The sequence below is a fragment of the Streptomyces sp. NPDC047028 genome (assembly GCF_040644095.1).
In the GTDB taxonomy this organism is placed as follows: domain Bacteria; phylum Actinomycetota; class Actinomycetes; order Streptomycetales; family Streptomycetaceae; genus Streptomyces.
In genome coordinates, this window is record NZ_JBEYVS010000011.1 from 176096 (window position 1) to 186812 (window position 10717).

Here is a 10717-nt window from a genome sequence, read left to right on the forward strand (position 1 = left end):
CGTCATGAACCAGCCGCTCGCGGGCTTCGCCCCCGCACCCGTCACCGCCCGCATGGAGAACCACGGCGGCCACATGCTGAAGGTCGCCATGCAGACCGGAAACGACCTCTTCGCGCGCGTGGGCTCCATGGTCGCCTACGAGGGCTTCGTCCAGTACGAGCCGAACCCGCCGGCCGTCCGCCAGATCGCCCGCGACTGGATCACCGGCGAGGGCGCACCCCTGATGAAGTGCACCGGCGACGGCCTGCTGTACCTCGCCGACTACGGCGCCGACGTCGTCGTCATCAACCTGAACGGCGACGGCATCTCCGTCAACGCCACCAACCTGCTCGCCTTCGACGCCCACCTCAGCTGGGGCGTGGAGCGCGTCAAGGGGCTCGCCAAGTTCGCCGGGCAGGGCCTGTGGAACACCAGGATCTCCGGGCAGGGCTGGGTCGCGCTGACCTCCCGGGGCAAGCCGATCGTCGTCGACTGCGGCGGCGGCGAGGACGAGACGTACGTCGACCCCGACGCGCTGGTCGCCTGGTCGCCGAACCTGAAGGTGAAGGGCAAGCGCAGCTTCAAGGCGCAGTCCCTGATCGGCCGGGGCAGCGGCGAGGCGTACCAGATGGCCTTCTCCGGCCAGGGCATCGTCGTCGTGCAGCCCAGCGAGGACAGCACCGACCGCCTCCGGATCCGGGGCTGAGGGGGAGCAGGACACATGCAGAGCCCACTTTTCGCGTTCAACGACACCCAGGCCCAGGAGCGCTGGAGCCTGCAGAACAAGCAGCTGCTCCGCGTCACCCTGGAGGGCCACGACGACATCCTCGCCCGCAAGGGCACGATGGTCGCCTACCAGGGACTGGTCGAGTTCGACGCCGAGTACCAGAGCAACACCCAGCGCCGCTCGCGCGCCCGCACCGGCGAGGGCCTGGACCTGATGCGCTGCCACGGGCAGGGCACGGTGTACTTCGCCAACCTCGCCCAGCACGTGCACATCATGGACGTCGAGCAGGACGGGCTGACCGTCGACAGCTCCTACGTCCTCGCCATGGACTCCTCGCTGCACCACGAGGTCATCGCCGTGGACAGCCAGTACGGCGTCTCCGGGTCCGGCAAGTACCAGCTGAACATCACCGGCCGCGGCAGGGTCGCCCTGATGACCTCCGGCGCGCCGCTGCTCATGCAGGTCACGCCCGACAAGTACGTCAACTGCGACGCCGACGCGATCGTCGCCTGGTCGACCGGGCTGCGCGTGCAGATGCAGGCCCAGACGCACTCCTCCGGGGTGTGGCGGCGCCGCGGCAGCACCGGCGAGGGCTGGGAGCTGAGCTTCATGGGCTCCGGTTTCGCGCTCGTCCAGCCCAGCGAGCTGCTGCCGCCGCAGCACGCCCACATCGGTCAGGGACTCGCCGCCCAGTACGGCATGGGCCAGCACGGGGCGCGGGCGCAGAACCAGGGCAACGTCTGGAACTGAGCACGATCCGAGCCGTCGGTAAGGGGCGATCGCCGTGGCGGTCGCCCCTTACCGATCAGCCCTCGCCTTCACAGCCTCGCGCGCGTGGCCTCCAGCAGGCGTACGACGGACCCGTCGGCCACGTCGGCGACCTCGCCGTAGCCGAACCAGCGCAGGTCCAGCGACTCCTCGCTGATCATCTCCACGGACCCGGGCGGGGCCACGGCGGCGTACTGCACGTCGAGGTGCCAGGCGCACGGCGTGTGATGGCGGTCCAGGCGCGCGGGCCCTCCCGGCAGCAGGGTCAGCCCGGCGATCCCGGACTCCTCCGTCGCCTCCCGCAGCGCGGCCTGCGCCAGCGTGGCGTCGGCCGGCTCGCAGTGGCCGCCCATCTGAAGCCACATCCGCAGCTTCCTGTGGAGGGTCAGCAGCACCCGCTCGCGCTCCGGGTCGACGACCAGGGCGCTCGCCGTGATGTGCCCCTCCGCGCAGGCCTTCCACATGCCGTCCGGATGCGCCTGGAGGTGCTCCAGGTAGACCTGGCGCAGTTCCCCCTGGTCCTCGTACTCCTTCAGCACGAGGACCGCGTCGTCATGCAGGCTCACTCGGTGTCGTCACCCTCGGTCTCGCCGTCGCCCGGTGCCGTGCCCTCGTCCCTCTTGCCGAGGTCCGGCTTGTCGGCCTTCTTGAGGTCCGGCTTGCCCGCCGCCTCGCCGAGCATCTTGTCCAGCTCGGAGAAGTCCAGCTGCTCGCGGTGCACGAACCCGTCCGGGTCGTCCAGGTCGTCCGCCGTCGGCAGCATGTCCGGGTGGTGCCACAGGGCGTCCCGGCCGTCCACCCCGCGCGCGTCCGTGAGCGAGGCCCACAGGCGGGAGGCGTCCCGCAGGCGGCGCGGCCGCAGCTCCAGGCCGATCAGCGTGGCGAACGTCTGCTCCGCGGGGCCGCCGGTGGCGCGGCGCCGGCGCAGGGTCTCGCGCAGGGCGTCCGCGGACGACAGACGCGGCTTCGCTGCCGCGTGGACCACCGCGTCCACCCAGCCCTCGACGAGCGCCAGAGCCGTCTCCAGACGGGCCAGGGCGGCCTTCTGCTCGGGCGTGTCCTCCGGCTGGAACATGCCCTGCTGCAGGGCGTCCTGCAACTGCTCCGGGTTCTGCGGGTCGAACTGGCCGACCACGTCCTCCAGCTTGGCCGTGTCGACCTTGATCCCGCGCGCGTATCCGTCCACCGCGCCGAACAGGTGCGAACGCAGCCACGGTACGTGCGTGAACAGGCGCTGGTGCGCCGCCTCCCGCAGGGCCAGGTAGAGCCGCACCTCCTCCTGCGGTACGCCCAGGTCCTTGCCGAACGCCTCGATGTTGGCCGGCAGCAGCGCGGCCTTCCCGGCCGGGCCCAGCGGCAGGCCGATGTCCGTCGAACCGACGACCTCGCCCGCGAGCACGCCGACGGCCTGCCCGATCTGCGTGCCGAACATGGCGCCGCCCATCGAGCGCATCATGCCGATGAGCGGGCCCGCCATGGCCTGCATCTCCTCCGGCAGGACGTCGCCCATGGCCGCGCCGACCCGTTCGGCGACCGGGTCGACCAGCTCCTGCCAGGCCGGCAGGGTCGCCTCGACCCACTCCGCGCGGGACCAGGCCACGGCCGAGCCGGCGCCCGACGGCAAGGACGTCGCGTCGTCCAGCCACAGGTCGGCCAGGCGGACGGCCTCCTGCACGGACGAGCGGTCGGAGGCGCCGACGCTCGCGTCCTTCACGCCGTCGGCCGTGCCCTGGGCCACGGTCTGGCGGGCGATCTGCTTGGCCATGTCCCAGTTCACCGGCCCGCCCTCGTACGAGAGCATCTGGCCGAGCTGCTGGAAGGCCGCGCCCAGGTCGGTGGGGTTCAGCGAACCGAACATGGCTGCGAGCGGATTGTCGGCGCCGGGGCCGCCAAAGCCTCCGGCTCCGGGCAGGCCGCCGAAACCGAACGGGTTGGCCGGTCCCTGCCCACCACCGCTCTGCTGGTCCTTCTTCTTGCCCTCGTCGCCGTCTTCCGGCTCCTCCGGCGGAAGGCCGAATCCGAATGGGGTGTCACTCACGGGATTCCTCGGCTGGTAAGGCCACCGGTCTGTCTCCGGCGGCGCGGCTGCCCGACAACACCACCCAGCGTAGACACCCGGACCCCGATCGGGCCTCGGTGCTCCGCCGACACAACGCCTGCGGCAGGATGGATGCACCTGGTACGTACGCGTCACTCGCGCCCGTACTGAAGACAACCTCTGGAGACGCCCGGTGAGTTCCCCAGATCCGCAGGTTCGCGCAGCGCGAAACCTCTCAACCTCGCACGCCCTGCGCGGGCCCGTCGTCGCGGTCACCGGTGCCGCCACCGGGGTCGGCGCTCTGCTCACCGAGCGGCTGGCCGCCTCCGAGGAGATCAAGCAGGTCATCGCCCTGGACGAGCGGCGCGGGGAGTGCGCGGCCGCCGAGTGGCACATCCTCGACGTGCGCGACCCGGCGATCGCCGACAAGCTGCGCGGTGCCGACGTCGTCGTGCACCTCGCGCTCGATCTCGACCTCGGGAGTGACGCCGCCGCCCGGACGGCCTACAACGTGCGCGGGACGCAGACCGTCCTGACCGCCGCCGCGGCGGCCGGCGTGCACCGGGTGGTGCTGTGCACCTCCGCGATGGTCTACGGCGCTCTCCCGGACAACGAGCTGCCGCTGTCGGAGGACGCGGAGCTGCGTGCCACCGCGGAGGCCACCGGCGTGGGCGACATGCTGGAGATCGAACGGCTGGCACGGCGCGCCCCGCGCGCGCACCCCGGGCTGAACGTCACCGTCGTACGGCCCGCCCTGCTGGTCGGCGGCACCGACACGGCGCTGACCCGGTACTTCGAGTCGCCCCGCCTCCTCGTCGTGGCCGGATCGCGGCCGGCGTGGCAGTTCTGCCACGTCGAGGACCTGTGCGGGGCCCTGGAGTACGCCGTCCTGGAGAAGGTCGACGGGGAGCTGGCGGTCGGCTGCGACGGGTGGCTGGAGCAGGAGGAGGTCGAGGAGCTGAGCGGGATCCGGCGGATGGAGCTGCCGTCGGCGGTGGCGCTCGGCGCGGCGGCCCGGCTGCACCGGATCGGGCTCACCCCGTCCCCGGCGGGGGACCTGGCGTACACGATGTACCCCTGGGTGGTCAGCGGGAGCCGGCTGCACGACGCGGGGTGGCGGCCCGGCTGGACCAACGAGGAGGTGCTGGCGGAGCTGCTGGAGGAGGTCGCCGGGCGGCACACGGTGGCCGGGCGGCGGCTGGGGCGGAAGGACGCGACGGCGGCGGGGGCGGCGGGGGCGACGGTCGCTCTGCTGGGTGCGGCCGCGGTGGTGCGCCGGGCGCGGAAGGCTCGGCGGCGCCTGTGACAGGGCCCGGCGCTGGGGCTGGGCGGGGGTGGGTCCGCTCACCGGCGCTTGCCGGGCGCCGCTGCGCCCCCCGTGCCGCCCCCAGCGGCACGCATGCCCGCAGCTGCGCAGGTCCGCTGTAGAAGCCTCTAACGCGTGTGCGTGCCTGACGGGGGAACCTCGTATTCCTGGATGTCGGGGGTGTGCGGCACCATGGGCGTATGGGAGCTATGAGCGATCACCCCGGTGAGCAGGCCGCGCAGGATCCGATCAAGTTGATCGGGGTGCGGGAGACGGCGCTGTCGCTGGACGAGGTGTTCCGGGCCGTGGGGGACGACGCCGCGGGCGGGACCGCCCTGTTCGTCGGGACCGTGCGCAACCATGACGGCGGTGCCGACGTCGACGCGCTCGGGTACTCGTGCCATCCCAGTGCCGAGGCCGAGATGCGGCGGATCGCCGAGAAGGTCGTCGCCGAGTTCCCGGTGCGGGCGCTGGCCGCGGTTCACCGGGTGGGGGACCTCAGGATCGGGGACCTCGCGGTCGTCGTCGGCGTGTCGTGCCCGCACCGGGGCGAGGCCTTCGAGGCGTGCCGCAAGCTCATCGACGACCTCAAGCACGAGGTGCCCATCTGGAAGCACCAGAGGTTCTCGGATGGTACGGAGGAGTGGGTCGGCGCCTGCTGAGTTGCGTAACCGGGGGGCGCGCGTGAGCGTTGTCCGTGCGAATGGTTAATCTGTTGATCAGTCAGTCGCGGACGCTCATGGGGTTGGGAGGTCGGCATGGCGGCACTCGTCTGGTTGCTGATTCCGCTGGTGGCCGCGATCGCGGCCGGGCTGTGGGGAAGTTGGGCCAACCGGACCCGGAAGGCCCGTAGTGACGGCCCCGAGCTCGACGGGTACGCGCGTTTCCGCGCGGCCATGGAGAAGTCCGACCCGGGCGCCCGCAGGGCGTGACCGGGGTGCCCTGACGGTCCGCTGACAGAGGCGTCCCGTACTGTCGTTCCATGCCACGCCGCACCGCGACGATGCTCGCCTCCACCCTGATGCTGATCGCGCTCCTGTGCGCGGGAGTGCTCATCCCCGTGCCGTACGCGGAGATGTCCCCCGGGCCGACCGTGAACACGCTCGGGAACCACGGCGGCGAGCCGGTGCTGCAGATCTCCGGGCACAAGACCTATCCGACGGACGGGCATCTGAACATGACCACCGTCCGGGTCACCAGCGCCGACTTCCGGATGAACATGGTGGAGGCCGTCTACGGCTGGCTGGCACACGACAGCGTGATCGTGCCGCACGACACCCTGTACCCGGACGGCAAGACGGAGCAGCAGTCCACCCAGGAGAACGCCGAGGAGTTCAGCGAGTCCCAGGAGAGCGCCAAGGTCGCCGCCCTGGAGCAGCTGCACATCCCCGTGAAGTCCTGGGTGATCGTCTCCGCCGTCGTCAAGGACTCCCCGGCCGAGGGCAGCCTGCACGCGGGCGACGCGATCAAGGCGGTGGACGGCACCGCCGTGAAGCAGCCCTCCGACGTGGCCAAGCTGGTGACCAAGCACAAGCCCGGCCAGAACGTCGTCTTCACCGTCGTCCCGGCCAAGGACCAGGCCGCCGCCGCGAAGGCCGGCAAGCCGGCCACCGCGACACGGAAGGTCACCCTGACGACGACCACATCCCACGACACCGGCGCCAAGCGCGCCATCGTCGGGATCACCGCCGGGACCGACCACGCCTTCCCGTTCAGCATCGACATCAAGCTCGCCGACGTCGGCGGCCCCAGCGCCGGCATGATGTTCGCCCTCGGGCTCTACGACAAGCTCACCCCGGGCAGTCTCACCGGCGGCGCGTTCGTCGCGGGCACCGGGACCATCGACGACGACGGCAAGGTCGGCCCGATCGGCGGCATCGAGATGAAGACGATCGGCGCGCGCCGGAAGGGCGCCCAGTACTTCCTGACGCCCGCCGAGAACTGCGCGAGCGCCGCCAAGAACACCCCGGACGGGCTCCGGCTCGTCAAGGTCAGGACGATCGGCGACGCCCTCGCCGCCCTGAAGGACATCCGCACCCACCACACCGACGCCCTGCCGAAGTGCACCACCAAGGGCTGAGCCACCGTCGGTGAGCCGTCCGGGGGCGCCGCTGCCGGTGGGGGCGCCCCCGCCACTCGGGCGCCCCCGGCATCCTCGTCCTCGTGCCCCCGGAATCAGTCCTCGAACGTGGCCGTAAGCGCCTCCGCCAGACGCGGCACCAGGTCCGGGCCCGTCAGAACCTCCGTGGGGGAGTCCTTCTCGCGCAGGCGCAGCGCCGAGTCGCGGCTGCCGTCGCGCAGCACCGCGACCGTCATCCTGACCTCCTGGCGCTCGGGGTGCTCGGCCACCCACTTCGCCAGCTTGGCCTCGCCCAGCCCCTGCGGGACCTGAGCTTCGGCGGACGGCGGCAGCATCAGGCGCTCCACGGTCAGCGCGCAGCCGGCCACCGCGTCGGGCCAGGCGATGGTGCCGAGGAACTCGTCGAGCTGCTTGCCGGCGGGGATCTCGTCCTGCTCGATCGGGGTGAGACCGGTGGTCTCGGGCTCGTCCCGCAGGCCCAGCTGGGCCGCGAGCGAGGGTTCCTGGGCCCGCAGCCGTGCGGTGTCGACGAGGGCGAAGAGGCGAGCGGGCTGGTCCCAGCCGAGGCCGGAGGCGTACTCGTCGATCTCGAGTACGGCCCGGGTGAGCGGGTTCGCTGCCATGGGAGTGTTGGACATGGTCACAATCCTGCCTCGTTCCCGGCCGGAACCGGGAACCGTGTGAACCGTGAGTAAGTTGCATAGGTGTGGGCCCGCGATCACGGGGGGCCACGGACGGCCCGCGAACACGGGGGCCGGACGGATCGAGAGCGACTTCGAGGGGCGCACCTTGGCTTTCCAGATGCCGGACCGCGGCGGAGGTCCGACGGGACCGCGGATCAGAGCGGGCCGCCCGTCCCGGGGTGTCCGGACCCTGCTCATGACCCTGGGCGTCCTGGCCGTCCTCGGCATGGCGTTCACCATGTTCGCGGGCTTCTGGACGGACTGGTTGTGGTACCGGTCGGTGCACTACTCGTCCGTGTTCACGACCACGCTGTGGACCAAGATCGGGCTGTTCTTCGTCTTCGGCCTGCTGATGGCCGTCGCGGTCGGGGTCAACATCTGGCTCGCGCACCGGCTGCGGCCCCCGCTGAGCGCCATGTCCATGGAGCAGCAGAGCCTGGACCGCTACCGGATGGGCATCGCGCCGTACAAGACGTGGCTGCTGCTGGCCATCACCGCGCTCATCGGCCTGATCGCCGGCGCCTCGGCGGCCGGCCAGTGGCGGACCTGGCTGATGTGGGTCAACGGCGTCCCCTTCCACAAGACGGACCCCCAGTTCCACCTGGACATCTCGTTCTACGCGTTCGAGCTGCCCTGGTACCGCTTCCTGCTGGGCTTCGGCTTCGCCGCGGCGATCCTGTCCCTGGTCGCCGCGGCGCTCACCCACTACCTGTACGGCGGTCTGCGGGTCACCAGCCCCGGCGCGCGCGCCACCGCCGCCGCGACCGGGCACCTGTCGGTGCTCCTCGGCATCTTCGTCGCGCTGAAGGCGGTCGCCTACTGGCTCGACCGGTACGGCCTCGCGGTCAAGTCCAGCGACTTCAAGGCGACGGGCAACTGGACCGGCCTGCGCTACGTGGACGCCAACGCGTACCTGCCGGCCAAGACGATCCTGTTCTGCATCGCCGTCATCTGCGCGCTGCTGTTCTTCGCGACGCTGTGGCGGCGCACCTGGCAGCTGCCGGTCATCGGCTTCGGCCTGATGGTCCTCTCGGCGATCCTGATCGGCGGCCTGTACCCGGCCATCGTGCAGAAGTTTCAGGTGCAGCCCAACGAGCAGGCCAAGGAGGCGCCGTACGTCCAGAAGAACCTCAAGGCCACCCGCGAGGCCTACGGCATCGACGACGCCAAGGTCACCGACTACTCGGGCAAGCCCAGCACCTCGGACAAGGGCAAGCTGCGCGACGACGTGAACGGCGCGGCCAGCATCCGCATCATGGACCCGAACATCGTCTCGCCCACGTTCCAGCAGCTCCAGCAGATGAAGAACTTCTACGGGTTCCCGACCAACCTGGACGTCGACCGGTACTCCACCAAGGACGGCGAGGACCAGGACACCGTCGTCGGACTGCGCGAGCTGAACCTGGACGGCATCCCGAAGAACAACTGGATCAACGACCACTTCCGGTACACGCACGGCTTCGGCTTCGTGGCGGCGAAGGGCACCGAGGCCGCCGACGGCGAACCGGTCTTCACGGAGAAGAACCTGCCCACGACCGGTGACCTTCCGTCGTACCAGCAGCGGGTGTACTACGGCGAGAAGACCACCACGTACTCGATCGTCGGCGGCCCCCAGAAGGAGATCGACTACTCCACCGACGACGGTGAGAAGACGACGAGTTACCGGGGCAAGAGCGGCGTCAACCTGGCCAACCCGCTCAACCGGGCCGCGTACGCGGTGGCGTTCAACGAGCCGCAGATCCTGTACTCGGGAGCGATCGGCAAGGGCTCGCGGATCCTGTACAACCGCACGCCCAAGGAGCGCGTCGAGGCCGTCGCGCCCTGGCTGACCATCGACGGCGACGCCTACCCGGCGATCGTGGACCACCACATCCAGTGGATCGTCGACGCCTACACGACGACGAACGGCTACCCCTACTCCTCGCGTACGACCCTCGGCGACACCACCGCCGACTCACTGACCGCCACCAACAACTCCCGTGCGGTGGTGGCCCAGCAGAACCAGGTCAACTACATCCGCAACTCGGTGAAGGCGACCGTCGACGCGTACACCGGCGAGGTCAAGCTCTACCAGTGGGACACCCAGGACCCGGTGCTGAAGACCTGGATGAAGGCCTTCCCCGGCACGGTGAAGTCCAAGGAGTCGATCTCCCCGGACCTGATGGCCCATCTGCGGTACCCGCAGGACCTGTTCAAGGTCCAGCGCGAGCTGCTCACCCGCTACCACGTCACGGACGCGCAGACGTTCCTGACCGGCAGCGAGGTCTGGCAGGTCCCGGACGACCCGACCAACAAATCGGGCAACGCGGTGCCGCCGTACTACCTGAGCCTGCGGATGCCCGACCAGAGCAAGCAGGCGTTCTCGCTGTCGACGACGTTCACACCGAACGGCCGGCCCAACCTCAGCGCGTTCATGACGGTCGACTCCGAGGCCGGCAGCAGCGACTACGGCAAGATCAGAATCCTGAAACTGCCGACCAGTACGACGGTCGACGGACCCAAACAGGTACAGAGCAAGTTCAACTCCGAACAGGAGATCGCCGCCGCCATCAAGCTTCTCAAGGGCGGCGACTCCGAAGTGGAGTACGGCAACCTGCTGACCGTCCCGCTGGACGGGGGCCTGCTGTACGCGGAGCCGGTCTACGTACGCGGCGGCGGGTTGAAGTACCCGTTGCTGCGCAAGGTTCTGGTCACCTACGAGGGCAAGACGGCGTTCGAGAACACCCTCGACGAGGCGCTCGACGTGGTGTTCGGCGCGAAGCCGTCCACGACACCACCCTCGGACACGGGCACCAAGCCACCGCCCTCCACCGGCAACCCGACGGTCCAACAGGCCCTGAACGACGCGCAGAAGGCCTACGAGGCCGGGCAGCAGGCGCTGACGAAGCAGGGCGGCCCGGACTGGAACGCGTACGCCAAGGCCCAGAAGGACCTCCAGGAGGCGCTGAAGAAGGCCCAGGAGGCCCAGTCCGGCAAGAAGGGTTGATCAACTCCACCCCGTACCGTGGTACTGTTACCAGGCAACGGCGCGGGGTGGAGCAGCTCGGTAGCTCGCTGGGCTCATAACCCAGAGGTCGCAGGTTCAAATCCTGTCCCCGCTACTGAAGTCGAAGGCCCCGAACCACACGGGAACCCG

At 70.3% G+C, this 10717-nt stretch carries 10 protein-coding genes and 1 tRNA gene; 8 read left to right on the plus strand and 3 right to left on the minus strand.

Features of this window, described 5'->3' with window-relative positions:
- Positions 1 to 4 precede the first annotated feature (4 nt).
- Both ABZ854_RS13095 and ABZ854_RS13100 read left to right on the plus strand, forming a co-directional pair.
- A complete protein-coding gene (locus ABZ854_RS13095) occupies positions 5 to 685 on the plus strand; it encodes an AIM24 family protein (protein ID WP_129306726.1) in 681 nt (226 codons plus the stop codon).
- Between the two features lie 15 nt (positions 686 to 700).
- On the plus strand, positions 701 to 1456 hold the full coding sequence (locus ABZ854_RS13100; protein ID WP_361208715.1) for an AIM24 family protein: 756 nt from the start codon (positions 701 to 703) through the stop codon (positions 1454 to 1456).
- Positions 1457 to 1524: 68 nt separating this feature from the next.
- Here ABZ854_RS13100 and ABZ854_RS13105 read toward each other — a convergent pair whose 3' ends face one another.
- On the minus strand, positions 1525 to 2040 hold the full coding sequence (locus ABZ854_RS13105) for an NUDIX hydrolase (RefSeq protein ID WP_361208718.1): 516 nt from the start codon (positions 2038 to 2040) through the stop codon (positions 1525 to 1527).
- Positions 2037 to 3512 (minus strand): zinc-dependent metalloprotease, encoded by a 1476-nt coding sequence (locus ABZ854_RS13110; RefSeq protein WP_361208721.1) that lies wholly within the window; start codon positions 3510 to 3512, stop codon positions 2037 to 2039. The genes ABZ854_RS13105 and ABZ854_RS13110 overlap by 4 nt, the downstream gene beginning before the upstream one ends.
- Before the next feature lie 193 nt (positions 3513 to 3705).
- Here ABZ854_RS13110 and ABZ854_RS13115 point away from each other — a divergent pair, with 193 nt between their 5' ends.
- The 4 genes from ABZ854_RS13115 (at position 3706) to ABZ854_RS13130 (ending at position 6898) form a co-directional block, all read left to right on the plus strand.
- Positions 3706 to 4818, plus strand: a complete 1113-nt coding sequence (locus ABZ854_RS13115) for an SDR family oxidoreductase (RefSeq protein ID WP_361208723.1) — start codon at positions 3706 to 3708, stop codon at positions 4816 to 4818.
- Positions 4819 to 5018: 200 nt separating this feature from the next.
- On the plus strand, positions 5019 to 5480 hold the full coding sequence (locus tag ABZ854_RS13120) for a molybdenum cofactor biosynthesis protein MoaE (RefSeq protein WP_361208726.1): 462 nt from the start codon (positions 5019 to 5021) through the stop codon (positions 5478 to 5480).
- A gap of 96 nt (positions 5481 to 5576) precedes the next feature.
- The gene (locus ABZ854_RS13125; RefSeq protein ID WP_361208728.1) at positions 5577 to 5750 is read left to right on the plus strand and encodes a hypothetical protein; all 174 of its coding nucleotides are present in this window, start codon (positions 5577 to 5579) and stop codon (positions 5748 to 5750) included.
- 50 nt (positions 5751 to 5800) lie between these two features.
- Positions 5801 to 6898 (plus strand): PDZ domain-containing protein, encoded by a 1098-nt coding sequence (locus tag ABZ854_RS13130; protein ID WP_361208731.1) that lies wholly within the window; start codon positions 5801 to 5803, stop codon positions 6896 to 6898.
- Between the two features lie 95 nt (positions 6899 to 6993).
- On the opposite strand, the gene ABZ854_RS13135 is transcribed toward ABZ854_RS13130, so the two are convergent.
- On the minus strand, positions 6994 to 7536 hold the full coding sequence (locus tag ABZ854_RS13135) for a PPA1309 family protein (protein ID WP_361208733.1): 543 nt from the start codon (positions 7534 to 7536) through the stop codon (positions 6994 to 6996).
- Between the two features lie 163 nt (positions 7537 to 7699).
- Here ABZ854_RS13135 and ABZ854_RS13140 point away from each other — a divergent pair, with 163 nt between their 5' ends.
- Positions 7700 to 10567, plus strand: a complete 2868-nt coding sequence (locus tag ABZ854_RS13140; protein WP_361208740.1) for a UPF0182 family protein — start codon at positions 7700 to 7702, stop codon at positions 10565 to 10567.
- Between the two features lie 41 nt (positions 10568 to 10608).
- A tRNA-Met gene (locus ABZ854_RS13145) sits at positions 10609 to 10682 on the plus strand.
- Positions 10683 to 10717 lie beyond the last annotated feature (35 nt).